This window comes from Novosphingobium sp. B-7, assembly GCF_000410615.1.
GTDB lineage: Bacteria > Pseudomonadota > Alphaproteobacteria > Sphingomonadales > Sphingomonadaceae > Novosphingobium > Novosphingobium capsulatum.
Map to the genome: position 1 here is coordinate 16,869 of NZ_KE148390.1, position 22,898 is coordinate 39,766.

Annotated in this window: 16 protein-coding genes, 1 tRNA gene and 1 pseudogene; 8 read left to right on the forward strand and 10 right to left on the reverse strand. The window is 64.9% G+C overall.

What is annotated here, in order from left to right:
- Positions 1-2,136 carry a TonB-dependent receptor gene (locus tag H926_RS0116470; RefSeq protein ID WP_158442003.1) on the reverse strand — a complete coding sequence of 712 codons (2,136 nt, stop codon included), beginning with the start codon at positions 2,134-2,136 and terminating at the stop codon, positions 1-3.
- A 425-nt stretch (positions 2,137-2,561) separates the two neighbouring features.
- Positions 2,562-3,461: a LysR family transcriptional regulator gene (locus H926_RS0116475; RefSeq protein ID WP_022677295.1), complete on the reverse strand. Its 900-nt coding sequence runs from the start codon at positions 3,459-3,461 to the stop codon at positions 2,562-2,564.
- Between the two features lie 139 nt (positions 3,462-3,600).
- Here H926_RS0116475 and bdcA point away from each other — a divergent pair.
- Positions 3,601-4,313 (forward strand): annotated as a pseudogene (gene bdcA, locus H926_RS28210) (SDR family oxidoreductase).
- A gap of 55 nt (positions 4,314-4,368) precedes the next feature.
- On the opposite strand, the gene H926_RS0116485 reads toward bdcA, so the two are convergent.
- From H926_RS0116485 to H926_RS0116495, 3 genes are all read right to left on the reverse strand, one after another.
- The gene (locus H926_RS0116485; RefSeq protein ID WP_022677296.1) at positions 4,369-4,881 is read right to left on the reverse strand and encodes a ParB/Srx family N-terminal domain-containing protein; all 513 of its coding nucleotides are present in this window, start codon (positions 4,879-4,881) and stop codon (positions 4,369-4,371) included.
- A 182-nt stretch (positions 4,882-5,063) separates the two neighbouring features.
- Entirely contained in the window at positions 5,064-6,332 is a 1,269-nt protein-coding gene (locus H926_RS0116490) for a site-specific integrase (protein WP_022677297.1), read from the reverse strand.
- 174 nt (positions 6,333-6,506) lie between these two features.
- A tRNA-Ser gene (locus H926_RS0116495) sits at positions 6,507-6,597 on the reverse strand.
- A 74-nt stretch (positions 6,598-6,671) separates the two neighbouring features.
- On the opposite strand from H926_RS0116495, the gene H926_RS0116500 reads away from it, so the two are divergent.
- Positions 6,672-7,613, forward strand: a complete 942-nt coding sequence (locus tag H926_RS0116500) for a peptidylprolyl isomerase (protein ID WP_022677298.1) — start codon at positions 6,672-6,674, stop codon at positions 7,611-7,613.
- A 7-nt stretch (positions 7,614-7,620) separates the two neighbouring features.
- Here H926_RS0116500 and H926_RS0116505 read toward each other — a convergent pair whose 3' ends face one another.
- Positions 7,621-9,711 (reverse strand): bifunctional (p)ppGpp synthetase/guanosine-3',5'-bis(diphosphate) 3'-pyrophosphohydrolase, encoded by a 2,091-nt coding sequence (locus tag H926_RS0116505; protein ID WP_022677299.1) that lies wholly within the window; start codon positions 9,709-9,711, stop codon positions 7,621-7,623.
- Between the two features lie 303 nt (positions 9,712-10,014).
- Here H926_RS0116505 and mauJ point away from each other — a divergent pair, with 303 nt between their 5' ends.
- The gene (mauJ, locus tag H926_RS0116510; RefSeq protein WP_022677300.1) at positions 10,015-11,391 is read left to right on the forward strand and encodes a methylamine utilization protein MauJ; all 1,377 of its coding nucleotides are present in this window, start codon (positions 10,015-10,017) and stop codon (positions 11,389-11,391) included.
- Between the two features lie 215 nt (positions 11,392-11,606).
- Here mauJ and H926_RS0116515 read toward each other — a convergent pair whose 3' ends face one another.
- Together H926_RS0116515 and hemF are read right to left on the reverse strand one after the other, a co-directional pair.
- Positions 11,607-12,236: a GNAT family N-acetyltransferase gene (locus H926_RS0116515; RefSeq protein ID WP_022677301.1), complete on the reverse strand. Its 630-nt coding sequence runs from the start codon at positions 12,234-12,236 to the stop codon at positions 11,607-11,609.
- A 4-nt stretch (positions 12,237-12,240) separates the two neighbouring features.
- A complete protein-coding gene (gene hemF, locus H926_RS0116520; RefSeq protein WP_028658131.1) occupies positions 12,241-13,104 on the reverse strand; it encodes an oxygen-dependent coproporphyrinogen oxidase in 864 nt (287 codons plus the stop codon).
- Positions 13,105-13,178: 74 nt separating this feature from the next.
- On the opposite strand from hemF, the gene pdeM reads away from it, so the two are divergent.
- The 3 genes from pdeM (at position 13,179) to H926_RS31010 (ending at position 16,495) form a co-directional block, all read left to right on the forward strand.
- A complete protein-coding gene (gene pdeM / locus H926_RS0116525; protein WP_022677303.1) occupies positions 13,179-13,904 on the forward strand; it encodes a ligase-associated DNA damage response endonuclease PdeM in 726 nt (241 codons plus the stop codon).
- A 143-nt stretch (positions 13,905-14,047) separates the two neighbouring features.
- Positions 14,048-14,572 (forward strand): translation initiation factor IF-3, encoded by a 525-nt coding sequence (gene infC / locus H926_RS0116530; protein ID WP_022677304.1) that lies wholly within the window; start codon positions 14,048-14,050, stop codon positions 14,570-14,572.
- A 192-nt stretch (positions 14,573-14,764) separates the two neighbouring features.
- Positions 14,765-16,495: a hypothetical protein gene (locus H926_RS31010; RefSeq protein WP_022677305.1), complete on the forward strand. Its 1,731-nt coding sequence runs from the start codon at positions 14,765-14,767 to the stop codon at positions 16,493-16,495.
- A gap of 58 nt (positions 16,496-16,553) precedes the next feature.
- Here the strand turns inward: H926_RS31010 and H926_RS0116540 are convergent, their stop codons facing one another.
- Positions 16,554-17,201: a YceI family protein gene (locus H926_RS0116540; RefSeq protein ID WP_022677306.1), complete on the reverse strand. Its 648-nt coding sequence runs from the start codon at positions 17,199-17,201 to the stop codon at positions 16,554-16,556.
- Between the two features lie 83 nt (positions 17,202-17,284).
- On the reverse strand, positions 17,285-20,719 hold the full coding sequence (locus tag H926_RS0116545) for an acyl-[ACP]--phospholipid O-acyltransferase (protein WP_022677307.1): 3,435 nt from the start codon (positions 20,717-20,719) through the stop codon (positions 17,285-17,287).
- A gap of 180 nt (positions 20,720-20,899) precedes the next feature.
- On the opposite strand from H926_RS0116545, the gene H926_RS0116550 reads away from it, so the two are divergent.
- Positions 20,900-21,487, forward strand: coding sequence for a TetR/AcrR family transcriptional regulator (locus H926_RS0116550; RefSeq protein ID WP_022677308.1), 588 nt, complete (start codon positions 20,900-20,902; stop codon positions 21,485-21,487).
- Between the two features lie 62 nt (positions 21,488-21,549).
- Complete coding sequence (locus H926_RS0116555) at positions 21,550-22,665, forward strand: TrkA family potassium uptake protein (RefSeq protein WP_022677309.1); 1,116 nt, start codon at positions 21,550-21,552, stop codon at positions 22,663-22,665.
- The last annotated feature ends 233 nt before the right edge of the window (positions 22,666-22,898 follow it).

Here is a 22,898-nt window from a genome sequence, read left to right on the forward strand (position 1 = left end):
TCAGAACCGGAACGACAGTGTTGCGCCAAACTCGCGCGGTTGCCCCAGGATATAGGACCCGATGCCGTCGGTAACCTGGTCGACACTGGCAATGTAATTGTTGTCCAGCAGGTTATCGACATAGGCTGCCAGCGACCAGTTGTCGGACGCCTTGTAGGTGAGGCGCGCGCCAACCAGCGTCCGGGCGGGGAGACGGTTATAGGGCGCCTGGAAGAAGTTGACCCATTGTGCGCCCTGGTAGCTGATGCGGGCCGACGGGGTCAGCGAGCCCTTGCTCAGGGCGAAGACGTAGGACACGCCCGCCGCGCCCGAAAACTTGGCAGCAAAGGGAATGGTGCGCCCGGCAAGGTTGATCAGTTCGGGCTGTGCCGGCAGCCCATTGCCGAACAGGCCCGCAGGCTGGACAATCTCGAACTGGCCATATTTTGCATCCAGCACCGAGAAGGACGCATCGGCCGCAAAGCCCCCCACCTTCAGGTCGAACTGCCCTTCCACACCCTTGATCCTGGTGCCGTTGACGTTGCGGGTGATCGCGGTCGCGGGATTGTTGATGTCGGCCGCGTAGGTCGCCTGGAAATTCTGGTATGTCATGTAGAAGCCGCTGACCGAAGCGGTCAGGTGATCATCGAACAGGCGTCCCTTGACGCCGGTTTCATAGTTGATGACGCGCTCGGCATCGTAGTTGATGCCAAACGGCGTCGTCCCTCCCGGCTTGTAGCCCTTGCTGATCGTGCCATAGATGAACAGCCTGGGATCGATCTGCCAGTTGAGCGCGACGCGGCCGGTGAACTCGGAAAAGTCGCGAATGCCGGGATTGAGGGGGATGCGGAAGCCCGAAGGGCCGGCCGGGGCAATGTAGCTGTCGATGAAGCCCACGTGGTCCCAGCTGTAGCGGCCGCCGGCCTTGATTTCCAAGCCATTGCCCAGCTTGTAGCCGACTTCGGCAAAGACGGCCTCGTTGCGCCGCCGTGCATCGGTGAAGATAGTCAGGCTCTGCTCGTATGGCGCGCCCTTGGCGATGTTCGGCACGGTAAAGGCCGGCTGGCGATAATTGAGCATGGTCGCGCCGGCCGTCCAGGTGAACGGGCGATTGTCAGGAGAGATCAGATCGATTTCGCCCGTGTAATAGCGATCGTGAATGGTGATCTTGCTCGACGTTCCGGTGGCAGCGGTGGAATAATCGTTGTCGCGCACCGAGAGCTGGTCGGTCGTTTGATAGGTGCCCAGCACGCGCACCTTGAACGCATCGATGCCGCTGTAGTTGAGCACCGCCGTGGTGCGGTTGTACATGGTGTTGAGCGCCTGGTCGGTGTCATAGGCGATCGTGCGATTGCCCACCGGGGCCTGGGCAAAGCTCTGCGTGGGCAGGCCATCGGTCCGCCGGTCGCTGTATTGGTGGATCAGCAGCAGGTCCAGGTCATCGATCGGCTTGTAGAGCAGTTGGGCGCGGCCCAGGAAACGGCTGAGGTTGCCCGGCTGGTTGCCATAGCGCACGGGCTGCGCCGCCCCGGTCGGCCCCAGGTTGGTGAACGCCGAACCGCGCCGCTCGACCTGGCCCGACAGGCGGACGGCCAGCTTGTCGCTCAACTGCGTGGTGACGCCTGCCTCGACCTGCTTGCGGCCGATATTGCCCAACGTGACGCTACCAAAGCCGCTGGTTCCGTTGAAATCGGGCCGCACCGAACTGATGTAGATCGCGCCGCCGCTGGCATTCTGGCCCGTGTAAGTGCCCTGCGGGCCGCGCAACACTTCCACGCTGGCAACATCGAAGAACGAGTCCCCGTAGACGAATTCGCGGGCGACATAGGTGCCATCCCAATGGATCGCCACGCCAACCGACTGGTTCGGCGCCCCTTCGGAAATGCCGACACCCCGAATGTTGACGAACTTGACGTTGCCGTAGTCAGCAAAGCTCAGCGACGGAACCTGCGATTGCAAGCTGTTGATATCGCTCACGCCACGGGCCTTCAGCATGTCGGCATTGAGCGCCACGACGGAAATCGGCGTGGAAAGCGCGCTCTGGCTGCGGCGCTCGGCGGTCACCACGATGCCGGGGGCAGCCGCGCCTTCGTCGGCGGCCGCACCACTGCCTTCGGCCTGCGCAAATGCAGGAGCCGACGTTCCAGCAAGCAACACGCCTGCGATCCAGTGCTTATACCTCATATTGGATACCCCTCTCCCGATATCGGACACTGCCCGGCGCATGAAGCTGGCCCGCATTCTGATTTTGCATCTGGGTCCGCACAGGCCTTGCGCGCCCTGAAGCACCGCATAGCCCCGTTCCCGCCTTTTATGCAAGCGCTTTCATTCATGAGGGACCGTTCGGAACCGACCCCATCAAGATCGGTATGTCCGCTCGAAATGGGGCAACCAGCGTATCACGCCAGCCAAATTGCCAACGTAACCAACATCAACCCCAGCCGACACCGTCCGTGGATTGAATGACGTCGCACTCGGCAAATTTCGGAGTAAGCGTTTACATGAGGAAAGCCTGAAGGGACGACCCCGCCACGCCGGATCTTGCCGATGGGCCTCACGCAAACGGAATAACCGATGCGCAATCAGGGCTGCTCCCAGTAGGGCGGATCGCCAAAGCTACGGCGCAGACTGTCCCCGAACGCGCGTATCTTGCTCGCGGCACCATGATCGCGCGGATATGTCAGGAAAAGTTCCGCGCCTTCCGCAGGCCAGCCTATGTCCACTTCGATCAGGGCCCCGGTCTTGATTTCCTGGTGCAGGAAGAATGTCGGCAACATGGCAAGCCCAAGGCCGGCCAAGACGGCATCGCGCATCACGATCCCGTTGTTGACCCGCAGCGCCGCTCGCGGCCGCACGACAGTCCAGCCAGACCCCGCAGCGAAGCGCCAGTCACCTGACCTGTTGGCGTAAAGAATGGCCGTGTGACCTTCCAGCTCCGTCAGCGAAGTGGGCTTGCCATGCTCCGCAAGATAGGAAGGCGCAGCCACCAGAAGGCGTCGACTGGTCGCCAGCCGTCGCGCGATCAGGCGGCCATCGCCGATGGCGCCGTGTCGCAGGACGGCATCGAACCCGCCGGTCGCCGCGTCGACAAAGCGATCGTCCAGGTCGAGAGACATCTCGATCCCCGGGTGCTCCTGCAGGAAGCGGGCAATCGCCGGCCCCAGGTGAAGAATGCCAAAGCCCACGGGCGCCGATATGCGCAGCGGCCCGGCCAGCTTGCCGCTCCTCGCGTCGATCTCTGCTGCGGCTTCCTCCATTTCGCGCAGGATGCGTTGCGCACGCGGCAAGAACGCTTCGCCCGCGCTGGTCAAGGTCAGGCGCCGGGTGGAACGCTGGAGCAACGTTGCCCCCAGCGCCCTCTCCAACTCTGCCAGCCTCTCGCTGACCACCGATTTTGCCAGTCCAAGGCGTCGCGCTGCGGCACTGATCGAGGTTTGGTCAACCGTGGCGACGAAGGCTGTAATGCCGTCGAGCTTCATCATTGTTCGGTTTTCCCGTCGTTCAAAACCAGAATTGGATAGCTGGTGCGAACGCTGCCCGATCGGCATCTTCCCGTCCAGACAGCGCGCCGGCCTGCCTCTTCAGGGCCGGTCCCGCTGCTCCCATCCAGAGGAGGCTGACATGAACGACTTTATCGGAAAGAATGTTCTCGTGCTTGGCGGCAGCCGTGGCATCGGTGCCGCCATCGTCCGCCGGTTCAGCGAGGGTGCGGCCTCAGTGGCTTTCACCTATGCCGGATCACGCGATGCCGCCGCCAAGCTTGCCGAAGACACGGGCGCCACGGCCATCCAGGCAAACAGCGCGGACCGCGATGCCCTGGTCGCAACCGTCGCCGACCGCGGCGCGCTCGACGTTCTGGTCATCAACGCCGGCACACTGGTCATGGGCGATCCCCTGCAAATCGATCCCGACGACATCGATCGCATGATCGACGTCAATGTCCGGGCGCCCTATCATGCCGCAGTCGAAGCTGCCCGCCGCATGAACGACAACGGCCGGATCATCGTGATCGGATCGGTCAACGGCGATCGCATGCCGTTTGCCGGTGGAGCGGCTTCGCCATGACCAAGGCTGCGGTGCAAGGCATGGTGCGCGGGCTGGCAAGGGACCTCGGGGCGCGCGGCATTACCGTCAACGGCATCCAACCGGGCCCCACCGACAGCGACATGAACCCCGCCGAAGGCCCCCTGGCCGAAACCATGCACAGCTTCATGGCGATCAAGCGCCATGCAAGGCCAGCCGAGATCGCCGAATACGCAGCTTATCTGGCCGGACCGCACGGTGCGATGATCACGGGTGCCCTGCAGACGATCGATGGCGGCTTCGGCGCCTGAGCATCCATCAAGCACACCTTTGGGACTATGCCGTCATCCACGGCATAATCCTTGCCTACCACCCTGCGATCGATCGGTCGTTCACGGCCGCTGGCAGCGGCGTCGGAACCCGTCGCGGACAATGTGCAGATCGGCTTTGGGTGCCGGGTCCAGCACCGCGCGCAGATGTGCCCCGCCATGGAGTCAGATTTCTGCGACCTTCGTCCATAACGTCGCGATAGGCCTGCGCTTCATCGGCCGGCGCCATGGCTTCGCGCAGGATATTTTCGGCAAGACTGATTTCGCGCGGACTGGCTTCGCCGATGGCCGGCAGGCAGACATCGCCCAGCCGGTCCGACCGCCAGAGGCCACGCTCGATCAGGAGCCCGATCGCGCGCCAGCGGCGACCGCCGGCATGAACATCGTAGAGCGCCTTGCGCCCTTTGGCTGGCGTGACGACCAGGGGCTGCAGCAGGCCATGCTCGGCAATGCTTGCCGCGAGCGCCTCCAGGCCGGCATCCCGCGCCATCGTGCGGACATTGGCCTGCGACAGGCGCAGCTTGGCGTGAGGAACAGCAGTGGTTTGCATGAGAGGTCTCCGAGACCAGGAACGAGACCCGGATCAGGGGAACCTTTATGCTCCCGGGGGGCCTCAGCCCCCCAAATCCCCCTTCCCTCTCCCAGCATTTTACCGCCGCAGACACGGCGCCGCCCGCCAACCACCAACCACCACCCTCGACTGCATCCGGCGATGGCAGATCCGACACAGCGTCAACGATAGGCATGCCGCCGCAATGGTGGGAGCGCCGCCGGATTGCGGACGGGCACGAGCGGCACGGTCGCCTGCTGGATCGTCGCGACCGGCTGCGCCGGCATGGCCACGATACGGGCCGGCGGCAGGCAGTGGTCCGCCCAGAGTTGCATCACCGCGCGCCGCTTGCGGAAGAAGTCCGTGCGCAGGTAGGCTGCCTTGGTCTTGTTGCCGATGGAATGCGCAAGGCAAGCTTCGGCCACTTCATCGGCCGTCTCGGTTTCGTCGGCGACCCAATCGCGAAAACTCGAGCGAAAGCCATGGACCGTCACAGGCACGTCCATGCCGCGCACCAGTTCGAGCAACGCCATGTCCGTCAGGGCCGCACCCGAAACCGGGCCAGGAAAGATGTATGGATTGTCGTCGATCGACAAGTGCCTGGCACGCCGCAGCACATCGGCCGCCTGGCGCGACAGCGGGACGATATGCTCGACCCCCATCTTCATGCGCTCGGCCGGAATGGTCCAGATCGTCAGGTCATCATCCACTTCCGACCACAGCGCATGCCGGACCTCACTCGAACGGACCGCGGTGAGGATCAACAGTTCCAGTGCCAGCGTGCCGGCGCTCATCGGCTTGGCGCGCAGGGTATCGAGAAAGGCCGGGACCTCGAAATGGGGGAGCGCGGCAAAATGCCCCTTGCGCTTGGGTTGGCGGGGCAAGCCGCGCGCGAGCGAGCGCATCGGCGCTTCGCTGTCGCGCAGACCCTTGGCATAGCACCAGTCCAGCACAGCACCGATCCGCTGCCGCACGCGGCGCGCGGTTTCCGGAATATCCAGCCAGATTTCAGCCAGGACATCGCGGATCATCGGCCCATCGATCTTGTCGACTGTGCGCTTGCCCAGCTTGGGAAAGGCATAGAGTTCCAGGGTCTTGATCCACTGTTGCTGGTGCTTGCCGTTTTTCCAGCCCTTGCACATCTCGGCATGGGCCCGCCGGGCTGCCTCCTCGAACCGGGGGATCTTTTTCTTGGCCTTGCGCCGCTCCTCAGCGGGATCGCCGCCCTTTGCAACTTGTGCACGCAGAGCGGCCGCTTCGAGGCGCGCGTTCTTCAGTGAAATGTGGCGAGCGTCGCCGATAGTAATATCGTTGCGTGTGTGATGGATCTGAATCCGCAGCACCCATCTCCTGCCACCGGCCGGCGAGATGCGCAGATACAACCCTTCGCCATCAGCATAGCGACCAGGTTCGTGGAGCGCGTTGACCATGGAGTTGGTGAGCTTTCCCATGCCCGGAATCTATCACCGGAGGGCCCGGTTTCAAACCGGCCGTCCCTGCGCTAGCCCACACTTCGCGCTTCAACGGCTCGCCCAGCAAAAATAAGGACTTCAGAAAAAACGCCTATTTTTCCGTACTTTGGATCGTATTTTACGGTAGCCCAGCGTGCTGTCGGAGGGGGCATATGGCGGAGCGGGAGGGATTCGAACCCTCGATACGCTTTTGACGTATACTCACTTTCCAGGCGAGCGCCTTCGACCACTCGGCCACCGCTCCGCATGCACTGGAAGGCGCCCCCTAGCCGCCCGTGTGGGGTTGCGCAAGGGCGGTTTGGTGATCACAACGGCAAAATGTTGATCCGCCCCGCCGCTTCGCTGATCCTGGCCATTACGGCTGCAAGTTATGCACAGGCACAGCCGCCTGCGCCCCCGGTTCCGCTCAGCCCGACCGAGATCGTGAGCGCGGCGCCGGCGGCCGATTGGGTGGCGATCGCGCCGGCGGATCTGCTGGTGATGGACCTGGCGCCGGCGGCCGACGGCGCCGCGCGGCAGGTGGTTATCCAGTTGATGCCAGCGCCCTGGTCGCAAGGTTGGGTGGGCAATATCCGCAAGCTGGCCACGGCGCACTGGTGGGATGGCACGGCGATCAACCGCGTGCAGGATGGCTATGTCGTGCAGTGGGGCGATCCTGATGCGGAGGACAAGGCCAAGGCGCGGCCCCTGCCCTCCTCGCTGCTGAGCGTGTCGCAGGGCGCCTATACCCTTACCGCCGGGGCCGCGCCGGCGCTGGAGGGGCCACGCATTGCCGATGGCATCTATGCCGCCCAGGCCCGGTTCTATCATGGCTGGCCGATCGCCATGGGCCAGGGTGAGGCGCCGGAGACCTGGCCGGTGCACTGCTATGGCACGGTGGGCGTGGGGCGCGACATGCCGCCCGACGCCGGCAGCGGGGCCGAGCTTTATGCCGTGATCGGCGATGCGCCGCGCCAGCTTGATCGCAACATCGCGGTGGTCGGCCGGGTGATTGCCGGAATGGAATGGCTATCCAGCCTGCCGCGCGGCAAAGGTGAGATGGGCTTCTATCGCCAGGCCGCGGAGCGCACGCCGATCCAGCGCGTGCGATTGGGCGATGCCGTGCCGGGCCTGCCGACGTGGCAGTATCTGTCCACCGCCAGCGCCAGCTTTGCCCGCTATGCCGATGCCCGCGCCAACCGGCGCGATCCGTTCTACGTGCGCCCGGCCGGCGGGGTGGACATCTGCAACGTGCCGGTGCCCATCCGCCAGAAGCCGTGACGCGCCACTAAATTCGGTCGGCCTGGGCCACCGCGTCGCTGGCGCGTAGCGCGCTGACGATGCGGGTGAGGTGCGCCAGATCGCGCACTTCCAGATCGACCAGATAGGTGTGGAACGGGTTTTCGCGCTGGGTCATTTCCAGGTTGACCACGTTGGCGTGGTTCTTGGCAAAGATACCCGCCATTTCGGCCAATGTACCAGGGCGGTTATACAGCTCGGCGCGAAGGCGGCCGACCGCGCCATCGGTGCGCTTGTCCCACGACAGGTCGATCCAGTCGGCATCGACGCCATCAGCCAGCTTCTCGCAATCGATCGCGTGCACTTCCACACCCTTGCCCGGGCGGCGCAGGCCGACAATGCGATCGCCAGGCACCGGGTGGCAGCATTCGGCCAGCTTGAAGGCCATGCCCGGCGTCAGGCCGCGCACGGCGATGGCGCGCTGCTGGCGCGGCCAATCCTCTGGGTTGGGCAGGTTGGCGGTGCTGCCGGGCACCAGCGCTTCCATCACCTGGCGATCGTCCAGTTTGGCCGAACCGATCGCCACCATGAGGTCTTCTTCACTGTTGAATTTCAGGCGTTTGATCGCATCGGCCAGGGCTTTCTTGCCCACTTGGGTGGGCAGCCGCTCGGTGATTTCCTCATAGAGCTTGCGGCCGATCAGGGCCACTTCGGCGCGTTCCTTTTGCCGCACGGCGCGGCGGATGGCGGCGCGGGCCTTGCCCGTCACGGCAAAGCCCAGCCACGACAGTTGCGGCTCGGAATTGCGGCTCTTGATGATTTCCACCACGTCACCATTGCCCAGCGGCGTGCGCAGCGGCACGTGGCGGCCGTTGATCTTGGCCCCCACCGCCTGCCCGCCCAGGTTGGTGTGCACGGCAAAGGCAAAGTCGATCGGCGTGGCGCCCTTGGGCAGCTGGAACAGCGCGCCCTTGGGAGTGAAGGCAAAGATGCGATCCTGGTAGATCGCCATCTTGGTGTTTTCCAGCAGCTCGTCAGGATCGTGGCTGGCGTCGAGGATTTCGACGAGGTCGCGTAGCCAGCCAACCTGGCCATCAGGCTCCCCACCCTGCTTGTAGGCCCAGTGCGCGGCCAGGCCATATTCGTTGCGGTGGTGCATCTCGCGCGTCTTGAGCTGCACCTCCACCCGGCGCGCATTGTTGTAGATCAGCGAGGTATGCAGGCTTTTATAGCCGTTGATCTTGGGCGTGGAGATATAGTCCTTGAACCGCCCGGGGATCATTTGCCAGGTCTGGTGCAGCACGCCCAGCGCCTTGTAGCAATCGCCCACATCGTCAACCAGCACCCGAAACGCCATGATGTCGGAAATCTGCTCAAACGACACGTGCCGTTCGGCCATCTTCTTCCAGATCGAATAGGGATGCTTTTCGCGGCCGGCCACTTCCACGCGGAGGCCCGCCTCGGCCAGGGCCTGCTTGATCGACAAGGCAATGTCCCCCACCTCGCCCCCACCCTCGCTGCGGATGGCGGCCAGGCGGCCGGTGATCGTGGCATAGGCCTCGGGCTCCAGCTGCTCGAACGCCAGCAGCTGCATTTCCCGCATATATTCATACATGCCCACGCGCTGGGCGAGAGGGGCATAGATCTCCATCGTCTCGCGCGCGATGCGGCGGCGCTTGTCCTCGCTCTTGATGAAGTGCAAGGTGCGCATGTTGTGCAGCCGGTCGGCCAGCTTGACCAGCAGCACGCGCAGATCCTCGCTCATGGCGAGGAGGAACTTGCGCAGGTTTTCGGCCGCGCGCTCGCTTTCCGTCATCGTCTCGATCTTGGAAAGCTTGGTCACTCCATCGACCAGCCGCGCCACATCCGGCCCGAACAGGCGCTCGATCTCGTCCACTGTGGCGAGCGTATCCTCCACCGTATCGTGGAGCAGCGCGGTAACGATGGTTTCCTGATCAAGCTTGAGCTCGGTCATCAGGCCCGCCACCTCCACCGGGTGGGAGAAATAGGGATCCCCGCTGGCACGCTTCTGCGTCCCGTGCTTCTGCACGGTATAGACATAGGCACGGTTGAGCATGGCCTCGTCCGCCTGGGGAGCATAGGCCAGCACACGTTCGACAAGTTCATATTGGCGGAGCATTACCCGCCCTAAATGGGGGAAAAATGCGGCTTAGGGCAAGGGGAAAGGCTGGGGAATTTTGGCGATGATTGTGATCGGGGGGTAGGGTTGCATGGCCGGGCACTGCTCGCTGGGATTGCATGTGCGTCGCGTGCCAATCACAGCCTTGATCTGACTTGCATTGGTCTATTGCAGCCATAAAGAGCAGCGCCTTGTTGCCGAACGCTGAGTAGAGGCTGACCGTTAAGAGTGCCCGCAAAAAGGCGACACCAGAAGCGATGTTGACCTGTTGCCGAGCGCAAAGCGTTGTGATCGAATAGGCGCATGGTGATGCGCGATGATATGGGGATGCCCCGCCCTACCGAGATTAGCACCCGCGAAGCGAAATTTGCGGCGGCTCCAGAATTAAAGGAGCGCGGCGATTGGCTGTGCGTGAATGTCGAAACATCCTGCCCATGGCCGGTCTATCCGCAATCCTTCGAGTTCGCCGACCACCTGATGTGGATCATACCGCTCACCCAGGAGGAATATGGGGGCGTGGCGATGAAGGTGCCGAAAGGCCTTAGCCGCGAAGAAGCCGAAGGCCTGATGCTACGGTTCCTTAGCGTGCTGTCGTGGCGGGAGCGCAGTGGCATCGCCGTCGCCCATCGTTCCGGCGGCAGCATGCCTATGATGATGGGTTTGAATAAGAAACTCGGGTTTGCGATCCGGGAAGAATTCGATCTGATCGATCTGGCGTGCCCTGAAGAGGAAGGACCACGCATCGCGCTCGCGTTGATGCGCGAAGCGCTTAGCCTTAATCATCATGGCTACGCGTTCCTGTCGTACTGGCGCGTTCTTGAACTGGCCTATCCGGTGACAAAGGCCCGGGTTGATTGGATGCAGGCTACCCTGCCGACGCTGAGCGGGCCAGGCATAAAGGAAGCGCTCGAGACGATCGCCGCGCAAGGCGCGGAAGACGTTTGCCGGCATCTGTTTGAATCGGGCCGATGCGCGATGGCTCATGCCTCAGGCAAACCGATCATCAACCCGGACGACCCACGAGACGCGCTTCGTCTCTACCGTGAACTGCCCCTAGTGCGGATGCTGGCGGAAAGGGCGATCGAAGCTGGGTTCGGCATCCCGACGCCTTCAACAGAGTATGCGCAGCATTTGTACGAATTAAGGGGATGGAAGCAGGTTTTCGGCGACAATCTGATCGGGCGACTGCTCAGCGGTGAAGGTCCGCGCGAGGAGGAGAACGTAGACATGCCAAACGTCAGCGTGCGCCTCCGGCAGCGGCCGCCATACCCACCCATGGAGAACATGACGATCGCGGGTCTCGATGTGGAAGGCGCGGTTGTCAGGGTCGCGTACAATTCGGCCGATGGCTTGTTTGAGATGCGCTTCCGGCTCGATTTTGGCGAGGAGCGGCTGCATTTTGCGATCGAAGACGGGATCTATGGTCACGACGATGGCTCAGTGGCAGCGGCGGAATATCGGCGGGAATTTTATCGCTTCTTCCGCGACTATTTCCTCAACGGGGAACTGGTCATCCTCAACAGCAACACCGCCGAAATTCTTTCCCGAAAAGACGCGTTCCTGCCGACGAACTGCTATGTTGAGTTGGATGCGTGCAATGCCGACATTGCCAAGGCGCAGGCCGAGGTCGATCGACGTATTGCAGCCCAAGATGGGCAAAACACCTCCGAGACGGCTTAGAGCATCGCCGGAACAGTCGTCGCGCGTCCAGCTTTGCACCGGCCGGATCACTTCGTTGCAATCGGACCGCTAAACGACCGTTCATAGGGCGCAAAGCCGATCGGCCAGTTCGCGTAACCCGAATGGCGGATTTCGGCGAAAGCCGACGTCTACGTCAACGACGCTTAATGTCTAGAGTTGGTCGAAACATGCCGCCCACCCACTCTGACTCCCCCTCACCCCAAAACCGGCACCTGCGCCGCCTCATCCCCCAACAACCCCAACCCGCGCGGGTCGGGAAACACTTCCACGAAGCGCGCATACGGCGCGAACCCCTGCGCCATATAAAACGGCAGCGCGCTCGGGCCATCCAGCGTGCAGGTGTGCACCCACACGCGCGCCACGCCGTCATGGCTCCAGGCCTTTTGCAGGGCGCGGCGCATCAGCCATTTGCCGAAGCCTTTGCCGGTGGCGCCGGGGATCAGGCCGAAGAAGGCGATTTCCGCTTCGCCGCCCTGACGGAAATCCAGCTCCAGCATGCCCACTTCCACCCCGGCGCGGTCGGCCACGGCATAGACTTCCACCTGGGGATCGTGGACGATCGCGGTGAGCGCATCGTCGCCTAGCGCCAGGCGCGACCACCACAGCCACTTGGCGCCAACGCGGCGATAGAGCAGGCGGTACTTGGCCGGGTCTGGCGCTTTCCAGCGCACCAGTTGCAGCGGAACGTCGGCCTCGGGCACCAGGCGCTTGAGGCTGGGCGGCGGGCTGCGCATCTCGAGCGCGGTGACCACGGCCGCCAGGTCACCCGGCGCCAGGGCGTGAAACCCGCTGCTGAGCGGGGCGCCTGTTTCGGCAATGGCCATGGCGTCAGCTCCACACCGCGCGCGGCGGTAGGCTCATCAGGATGGCATCGATATTGCCGCCGGTCTTGAGGCCGAACAGCGTGCCGCGATCGTGCACCAGGTTGAATTCGGCATAGCGGCCGCGCCATTCCAGCATCTGCAATTCGTCTGCCGCGGTGAAATCCTGGTTCATCCGCCGCCGCACCAAGCGCGGATAGACGTCGAGGAATGCCTCGCCCACCGCCTGGGTAAAGGCCAGGTTGGCGTCGAACCCGGCGTCGTCGGCGCATTCGAGGTGATCGTAGAAGATGCCGCCCACGCCGCGGTGCACCTTGCGGTGGGGGATATAGAAATAGTCATCGGCCCAGGCCTTGAAGCGCGGGTAATAGGCCGGATCGTGCGCGTCGCAGGCCGCCTGGAAGCGGGCGTGGAAATCGGCGGTATCCTGTTCATAGGGCAGCGGCGGATTGAGATCGCCGCCGCCGCCGAACCAGGCCTTGCGCGTGGTGAGGAAGCGGGTGTTCATGTGCACGGCGGGCACATGCGGATTGGCCATGTGCGCCACCAGGCTGATGCCGGTGGCGGTAAAGCCGGGATTGTCGGGATCGGCGCCGTTGATGGTGCGGGCAAATTCCGGGCTGAACGCGCCCTGCACGGTGGAAACGTTGACGCCGACCTTTTCGAACACCTTGCCTTTCATCAGGCCCTGCACGCCGCCGCCGCCGTTTTCCACCGGCTCGCCCTCGTGCTCGCGGTTCCATGGGGTGAAGGTAAAGCGGGCGTCGCTGCCGGCCTCGCGCTCGATGCTTTCGAATGCGGCACAGATCTGGTCGCGCAGCGATTCGAACCAGGCGCGGGCGCGTGCGGTGTGGGGTGTCCAGTCGGTCATGCCATCTCCCATGGGCCAGCCAGCGCCCAAGCCAACCGCTTGCCAAATCGGCGGGGCTGCGGCAAGGGGAAGGCATGGTTCCCCTTTCGTTCGCCCCCTTCCAGTTTGCCGGCCAGGAATGGCTGCTCGGCCCGGCGCGGGCGCTGGCCTGGCCCGAGGAGCAGGCCCTGCTGGTGGCCGATCTTCACCTGGAAAAGGCCAGCTGGTTTGCCCGCACCGGGCAGATGCTGCCCCCCTATGACAGCCGCGAAACGCTCGATCGGCTGGCCGCGCTGGTGCGGCATACCGGGGCGCGGCGGGTGTTCTGCCTGGGCGACAATTTCCACGATGCCCATGGCCCGACGCGGCTTGACCCTGGCGCGGCAGAGCGGCTGGCCGCGCTGGTGCGCGTAGTGGACTGGGTGTGGATCACCGGAAACCATGACGAGAAAGACGGTCATGTTGGAAAAGATGGGGCCCCGGCCGATGACCTGATCGGCGGCACGATGCTGCGCGAGGTGATGGTGCGCGGCGTAATGCTGCGGCACGAGGCGCAGGGGCAGGAAGCCGGGCCGGAACTGTCGGGCCACTTTCACCCGCGCCTGCGCGTGGCGGCGCGTGGTCGCACGGTCAGCCGGCCCTGCGCGGTGATGAGCGAGCGCAAGCTGATCCTGCCCGCGTTCGGCGCGCTGACCGGGGGCCTGGATGCCGCGCATCCCGCGCTGCTCAAGGCGATGCAACCGGCGCGCAGCATTACCGCGCTGGTGCCCACGGCGGCGCGTGTGGCCCATTTCCCACTATGGCAGGCCGCTGCGGCTTGAAAGCAGGCGCCCGGCCGCCCAGATATGCCCGAAGGCTCTTTATCTGCGGCGCTGTTGTGATATGAGCGCGCCTTGAGTCCTTTCCATGACTCGCACCCGGATCAACATCAGGAGATAGCACTATAGCTCCCCCACCCCGGCGCATGTTGGCGCCCCCCGTCAAGAGCGGCCCTCGCTTCAACCAGATGATCAACGTGCCCAAGGTGCGCGTGATCGATGAAAACGGCGAGAATCTTGGCGTGATGTACACGCGTGAAGCGATTGACCAGGCAGCCGAAGTCGGCTTGGACCTGGTTGAAGTCTCGCCCAACGCCGATCCGCCGGTGTGCAAGTTCCTCGACGTGGGCAAGTTCCGCTACGAGGCGCAGAAAAAGGCCAACCTTGCCCGCAAGAGCCAGAAGACGCAGGAGATCAAGGAGATCAAGATGCGTCCGAATATCGATGATCACGACTATGACGTGAAGATGCGCAACGTGCATCGCTTCATCGAAGATGGCGACAAGGTGAAGGTGACGCTGCGTTTCCGTGGCCGCGAGCTTTCGCACCAGCAGCTGGGCATGAACCTGCTCAAGCGCGTGCAGGAAGATGTGGCCGAAATCGCCAAGATCGAAGCCTTCCCCCGCATGGAAGGCCGCCAGATGCTGATGGTCCTCGCCCCCAAGGGCTGAACCGTTCCAGCTGTGGCTTGATGAAAAAGGGCGCGCCCGCCGGGTGCGCCCTTTTTCGTGGGCGCAATACGGGTTTTGTTGCGGATCATGACAGGCAGGCGTGCGTTAGGCCGCGATGAACGGAGCCGCCACCGCCGGTTCAGGCAGGGCCGCCCATGGTCATGCCGGGACGCGCAACGAAAGTGACACGCCATGCTGACATTTCGCAAGACGATGAGCATCGCCGCGGCCAGCGCGTTGGCCCTGGGCGTTGCTGCCTGCAACCATTCCGCCTCCACGCCCGACGCTGATCCGTCGGCCCAGGCGAGCAATGGCCTGCCCGCCCTGCCCGCGGCAGTACCGCTGCAGGCCGGCGCGGCCACGGCCATGGCCCCGGCCCCAGCGGTGCAGGCCCTGCCGATCCAGAACCGGGTGCGCGTGGCGCGCGTTGCGAACCAGCGCGATGCCTATGCCTACCTCGATCGCGCCGAAGGGGTGACCCGCGCGATCGGCGATGCCCCGCCCGATTATTCCTATGACGATGGCGGGGTGAATCCCTGGGTGTGGCAGACCAGCCTGGGCGATCGCCGCTATGCCGAGCCGGTCGATGGCGGCTACCGCTATTATTACTATCAGGCGGATTCCGACACGCCCTATCTCGTGCGCGATCCGCAATACAGCTATGCTTATTCGGGGCCGCAGCTGGTTGCGGTCTATGACGATCGTGGCGATCTGCTGCCGCCCGACGACTATGAAACCCGCGTCGATTATGCCTCGCGCTATTATGATCGCGCTGCCTATCTCGCGCAGCTGTCGCAAGAGCGCGAGCATCGCGGCGTGATTGCCGCCAACTGGGCCGCGCGCCGCGCGGAAATCGCGGCGCAGCAGGCGCAGTGGTCGCAAGACATGGCGCAGCAGGCCGAATGGCAGGCCTATCACCAGGAACACGAGGCGCAGGAGCGCGCGCAGTGGCAGCAGGAAGCCCAGCGCCGCGCGATGGAAGCGCAACAGTTTGCCGCGTGGCAGCAGGTGGGCTTCATGTCTCCCCCGCCGCGCCCGGTGGTCTATAGCCCACCCCCGCCCCCGCCGCAGCAGCGGCCGTATGGCTGGTTCTCCAACTGGTTCGGCAACGATCGCCAGCGGCAAGAGCAGCAGCGCCAGCAGGCGGCTTTTGCCCAGCAGCAACAGGCGATGGCCCAGCAGGCCGCGTTCCAGCGCGCGCGCCAGCAGGCAACGATGCAGCAACAGCAGCAACAGCAGCAACAGCAGTTCATGCAGCAGCGCCAGCAGCAGCAGTTCTTTGCACAACAGCGCGCGCAACAGCAGTCGCAGCAGGCCGCCATGCAGCGCGCCCAGATGCAGATGGCGCAACAGCGCGCGCAGCAAGCGGCCATGCAACATGCCTCGATGCAGCAGGCTGCGATGCAACATGCCCAGATGCAGCGCATGGCAATGCAGCAGGCCCAGCAACAGGCCCAAGCCCGCGCGGCCAACCAGCGCGCGCAGATGATGCAACAGCAGCAGGCCCGCCGCGCGCAGGAACAGCAGATGGCCGCGCAGCATCAGGCTGCGGCGCAGGCCCAGCGTGCCCAAGCCCAGGCGCAACGGGCGCAAGAGCAAGCCCAGCGCGCGCAGGCCATGCAGGCCGAACGTGCCCAGGCGCAGCAACGCGCCATGCAGCAGCAGGCACAGCAGCGCCAGATGCAGCAGCAGCGCGCGCAGGAAATGGCCCAGCAACGCCAGGCCCAAGCCCAGGCGCGCGAACAGGCGCAGGCCCAAGCGGCGCAGCATCGCGAGGAAGCCATGGCCCGGGCCCAGCAGATGCAGGCACAGCGTGCCCAGGCACAGGCCCAGCACCAGGCGCAAATGGCAGCGCAGCATCAGGCCGAACAGGAACGCGCCATGGCCGCCCACGCCCACCACGAGGGCGGCCACCCGGGTTGACCCCCTTGCTTGCCCTGCCGCAGCCGCCCACCGGCGCTGCGCGCAGGGCTAGCAGGGTCTAGCCGGCGCGGTTGAGCACGGCGGTGATCGTGATGCGCACGTCGTCACTCACGAACGGGGCAAATTTGGTCATCCCGAATTCGGAGCGGTGCACCACGCCCGAGGCATTGACCGCGAGGCCCGCACCGGGCGCGGCACCTGCCGGATCGGCAAAGGTCGCATCGAGCAGCAAGGGGCGGGTGACGCCGTGCATCGTCACTTCCCCCTCGATCCGCGCGGCATTCGGGCCGGTCGGCACCAGCCGGCGCCCCGAAAAGCGGATCGTGGGATAATGCGCCACGTCGAACAGGCCGGGGCCTTTGAGTTCATCGTCAAACGTGCCGTCTTGCGTGGCGATGGCCGTGGCGGGCATCACCACGTCCAGCGCCATGGTCGCGAGATTGGCCGGGTCGAGCATGATCGTGCCACTGGCGCCGGGCACGGTGCCCTCCACATGGTTGACGCCCAGATAGCGCACTTTGAACCGCGCCACCGTCTGCGCCGGGTCGACGACATAGCGCCCGGCTGGCAGGCCTTGCAGCATGGCCGGCAAGGCCGGGGCAGCCACGGCGGCGGCAGGTGCTTGGGCCAGTGCCAGGCTGCCGGGCAACACTGCGGCGGAACTGGCAAGGGCCAGGACAAGGGCAATGCGATTGCGGCACGTCATGGCACATGCTTCTCCCAGCGGGGGTGGATGGCCCGTGGCTGTGCCAAAGCCATCCTGACTGCCTGATGTATGCCCGCTGCAGCTCAGGCGCTCTCCTCTTCATCTGCCATCACGGTGGCGGGCGCCTGCGCCGCCCAGTCGCCCAGCGTTACGTAATCCACCTTGCCCGTTCCCAGCACCGGCAAAGCCTCCAGCACGCGGATTTCGCACGGAATGGCCAGCTCTGCCGCGCCTTGTTGCCGCCCCCACTGCTGCAAGGCGCGCAGGGTTGCATCGGCCTGGGTGGTGAACAGCACCAGTTGCTCTCCCTTGCGGGCATCGGGGCGAGTGACCACGGCATGGGCGCCCTGCGGCCACAGCCCACCCGCCAGCGCCTCTACCGCCGGCAAGGACACCATCTCGCCGCCTATCTTGGCGAAGCGCTTGGCCCGGCCGCGAATGGTGACGAATCCTTCGGCATCGATAGTGACGATATCGCCGGTATCGTGCCAACCGTCTGCCGGGGGTTGCAGCGCAGCCGGCTGCGCGGGCAGGAAATAACCAGCCATGACATTGGGCCCGCGCACATAAAGGCGCGCACCTTCGGCAATGCCGGGCACCGGCTCCAGTCGCGTCTCGATCCCGGGCAGCAGGCGGCCCACGGTGCCAGCGCGGAAGTGCATCGGCGTGTTGACCGCGATCACCGGCGCACACTCGGTGGCGCCATAGCCTTCCAGGATGCGCAGGCCGAACTTGTCAGCCCAAGTGCGGCGGGTTTCATCCTTTACCTTTTCCGCCCCGGCAAAGACATAACGCAGCGCATAGAAATCATAGGTGTGGGCCATGCGGGCATAGCCGGACAGAAACGTGTCGGTGCCGAACATGATCGTGGCATTGGCGTCATAGGCGAGCGCCGGCACGATGCGATAGTGCAGCGGGCTGGGATACATCACCACGCGAATGCCATTGAGCAGCGGCAGCAGCGTGCCGCCGGTCAGGCCAAACGAGTGGAACACCGGCAGCGCGTTGAGCACCACATCGGCACTGTTGAAATCGATCCGCGCGGAAAGCTGGGCGCAGTTGGCCAGCAGGTTGCGGTGCGACAGCACCACGCCCTTGGGCAGCCCTTCCGACCCGCTGGTGAACAGGATCACCGCCGCCGCATCGGCATCGATCCGCCGCCGCGCATGGACGCGCGCCAGCCGGCCAACGCGCAACAGCGCCCAGAGCTTTTCGCCCGCGCCGATGGTGGCGCCGATATCCTCGAGATAGCGCACGGTCACGCCATCGCTTTCCAGCGCGGCAATCACCTCTTCCAGCTTGGCCTGGGCAACAAACGCGCGCGCTGTCACCACCGTACGCACCGCCGCCGTGGCACAGGCCGAACGCATGGCCGCCGCGCCCACGGTGAAATTGAGCATTGCCGGCACGCGGCCGATCGCCTGCAGGGCAAAGAACGCCGCCATCGCGCCGTTGACGTTGGGCATCAGCAGGCCCACCGCCTCGCCCACGGCCGTGCCCTGGTCCAACCGCTTGCCGAGGAGGCCAGCGCCCACCAGCAGCTTGTCATAGCTGAGCGCCACGCGCTTGATGTCTTCGAGCACGCGGGTCTTGCCGCCATGCAGGCGGCGCGCCTCGGCCAGGGCGGCAAACAGCGTGGTCTGCGTGTCTGACGTGGCAAAGATCATGCCGCTCATCTCGTCGTAGAGGCGGCGGCCTGCCTCGGCCCGGCGGGCGCGCGCCGTCATCTCACCGTCGATGGCAAAGCGGCGCGGCGGCAGCACGGTGAGCGAAACCTTGGGGAACCAGCGCAGCTTTACTTTGCCCTTGAGATAGGAAAACGGCGAGAACTGCGGGCCATCTAGGCGCACCGGGATGATCGGCGCATTGGCCTTGTCGGCCACCATCCCCGGCCCGTCGAACACTTTCATCAAGGCGCCGGTCACCGTGATGCGGCCTTCGGGAAAGATCACCAGGCACGCGCCATCGCGCACCGTGCGCACCATCGCCTTGGCCGCCATGGGATTGGTGGGATCGACCGGAAAGGCCTTGAACAGCTTGAGGAACGGCTGGATCCACCAAGACTTGGCGATCGCGGTGTGGACGGCAAAGGTTGGCTTGCCCGGCAGGAACGCGCCGAGCAGCACGCCATCCAGGAACGACAGGTGGTTGACCACCACCACCGCCCCCTCGCCCGCGCGCGGCATGTGTTCAAGGCCCTGCACCTCTACGCGATAGAGCACCTTGAGCGTCAGGCGGATCACGTCCTTGAACAGCGTTTCGGGCAGCAGCCACACGCTGGCCAGCGCCACGGCGAGCGTGGCAAAGCCCAGCACGCCGATCAGATCGGGCACGTCCACGCCCAGCGCCAGCAGGCCAGCCACGACCAGCACCACCGCCACGGTGAGCGCGGCATTGACCACGTTGTTGGCCGCGATCAGGCGCGAGCACTGCTCCACCGGGCTTTTCACCTGGATGATGGCGTACAGCGGCACGATGAACATGCCGCCGGAAAAGGCGATCACGCCCAGGTCAATCAGAATGTGCCAGGCCCCGTCGGTCGCCAGGAACTGCCCGATCGAGGCACCGGCCACTTCCACCGAAAAGCCGCTGGCGGCAATCCACAGGTCGATCAGTCCGGCCGCCAGGCCCAGCGCGGAAAGCGGCACCCACCGCGCCGATACTTCGCCCTTGAGCAGCAGGTTGACGCAGACCGAACCGGCCGCGATCGCCAGCGAGAACACAATCAGGAACAGCGTGGCAACGTCTTGCCGCGCCGCCAGCGTGCCGCTGACCAGCGGGGCAAATTCCGAAACCAGCACGGCGCCGGCGGCAAAGAACCAGCTGGTGCCCAGGATCGCGCCCCACACCGGGCGGATCGCGCGGGCATCGTCCAGAATGGCCATGGTGCCGCGCCACAGGTTCCAGTCCAGCCGCTCGACCGAGCGGCCTGCGGGCGCCGCCGGCACAGCCAGGCTCGCCAGGAAGCCCACCAGCGCCAGCGCGGTCAGCGCCACGCCCGCCAGATGCGAGGGCATCACCCCGGCCAGCAATTGCCCGCCAAGAATGGCCAGGAACGTGCCGCCCTCGATCAGGCCGGTGCCGCCCATGATCTCGTCCGCGCGCAAATGCTGGGGCAGGATCGAATACTTGACCGGGCCAAACAGCGTGGAATGCAGCCCCATCAGGAACAGCGCCGCCAGCAGCAGTGGCACCGACAGCAGCCAGAAACCGGCCATGGCCACCGCCATGATCGCCAGTTCCGCCCCCTTGATCCAGCGCACCAGGCGCGCCTTGTCCATGCCATCGGCCAGTTGCCCGGCCAGCGCGGAAAACAGGAAATAGGGCAGGATGAACAGGCCGGTGGCCACCGCCGCCAGCATCTTGGCCTTGTCGGGCGCGGCGGCGTAGAGGCCGAAGTTGGCCAGGAACAGCAGCGCGAATTTCAACAGGTTGTCGTTGAACGCGCCCAGGAACTGCACCACGAAAATCGGCCCGAACCGGCGTGTGCCCAACAGCCCAATATCAGATTTCGCCATGCGCCTTTGCCCCATCTGCGCTGCCCCTGCCCGTGATTGGCGGAAAACAGCTTAAGGATTGCCGAATGTTACCCGTTCCCGCCGCGACTCACCGGCGATGCACCACTACCTCCCACGAAATTATACATCGTTCAATTTAAAAATTAGACGGTGTTCATTTTCTTCGCTAAAGCCATAGCCATGGGCCGCCGATCCGATCACACCCGCGAAGAACTGCACGCCATGATCGTGCGCGAAGGGCATCGCCAGCTGTCGGAAGTGGGCTTTGCCCGCTTTTCCGCGCGCGAGGTGGCCAAGCGCATCGGCTATTCGATCGGCACGATCTACAACGTCATGGGCAGCCTGGATGCGCTGATGCTGGCCATCAATGGCCACACGCTGGACCTGTGGCGCGCCGCCCTGGAAGATCGGCTGGCGGGGCAAAGCGAAAACCGCCTGGCCCAGGCGATCGCCGCCTATTTCGATTTTGCCAGCCACCATCGCCACGCCTGGACCGCGCTATACGATTTCCGCCTGCCGGAAAACGAGGTGCCGCCACCCGATTACACCGCCCGCGTCACCGCGATCACCGATGTCGTGGTGCGCGAAGTGGCCGCCGCCCTGCCCCCCGCCCGGCGGGCAGAGGCCCAACCCTTGGCGCGCTCGCTCTTGGCAACGGTGCACGGTCACTGCTTCTTCGCGCTCAACGGCACGTTCCGCCTGCTGGGTGAAACCGATCCGCTTGCTGCCGCCCTCGCCCGCGTGGAAGACGCCATCAGTGCGCACTGAGTGGCGCCCGCGCGCTGGACAGCACCATGATCGCCCGCCACACTCCAGGCCGGACGGGGGCAATGGCAGACATCAGGCAGGGCAGCGAATCGGCATTCTCGCATGGCGCCAACAGCGTGCTGGGTTCACCTTTGCGGCTGCTGGCGGGCACGCTGCTTTATGTCGTGGCGCTGTTTGCGGTGTCGACGATGGGCTATGTCCGCGCCGGCTGGCCGCTGGGCGATGCCGCCTACATGGTGCTGCTGACGATCTTTTCGGTCGGCTATGGCGAAGTGCGGCCGATCGATGGCACGTTCCTGCGGCTGTGGACGACGATGACGATCGTGCTGGGCTGCACCGGGATGATCGTGCTGACCGGCGCGCTCGTCCAGGTCTTCACCCTGTTCCAGTTCCGCCGCCTTCTGGGGCTTGATCGCATGCACACCGAAATCGAACGTCTGAGCGGGCACACCATCATCTGCGGCTATGGCCGCATCGGCGTACAACTGGCCAAGGCGCTGGCAGAGGCGGGACACCCGTTCCTGGTGCTGGAACGCTCGCCTGCCAAGGCCGAAGAAGCGCGCAGCCATGGCTTCCTGACCCTGGTGGGAGAGGCAACGCTGGAAGAAACGCTCAAGGAGGCGGGCATCACCCGCGCCAAGGTCTTGGCCACGGTTTTGCCCGACGATGCCGCCAACGTGTTCATCACGCTCTCGGCCCGCAATCTCAATCCCGCCGTGCAGATCATCGCCCGGGGCGAGGCGCCGTCCACCGAAAGCAAGCTGTTCCACGCCGGCGCAGACAAGGTCGTGCTGCCCACCCACATCGGGGCCGAGCGTATCACCGAGTTGATCCTCTACCCCGCCACCGGCGCGGCGATGGGGGAAAACAGCCCGATGGGCGATGTAAAGCGCAAGCTGCACGATTTCGGGCTGGATCTGGAGGTGGTGACCTGCCCGGCCAAGGGCGCGCTGACCGGGGCCAGCGTGGGCGAGGCAGAGCGGCGCGGCAACGGCGCCTACTTCATCGTCCAGATCGATCGCGCCGGTGGCCAGCAGATCCAGCATCCCGGCGAAGACGTGCGGATCGAGGCCGGCGACCGCATCCTGCTGGTCGTGCGCGGCAGCCGCCTTTCGGCCGGCGCCGTGTTCCACGCTCCGGCCCGGCCGGTGAAGCACGGCCGCGCCCTGGTGCGATGAACGCGGCGCAACTGCGAATGCAAGAATGGCAATTGCTGCGCCCCGTGGCGCTGGGCAGGAGCGCGGCTCTGCTATGCCCGATCCCGCCCCCGCCCCTCTTGCCACGCTGCCCGTCATGAGGCGCCGCCCCGACAGCATGCTGCGCTGGGTGGCGCGGCGGCTCGAACTGCGCTCGTTCGGGCTTGTCCCCGAGCATTTCGACCTGGTCGAGGGGCTGCGCGCCGCGCTGGCGG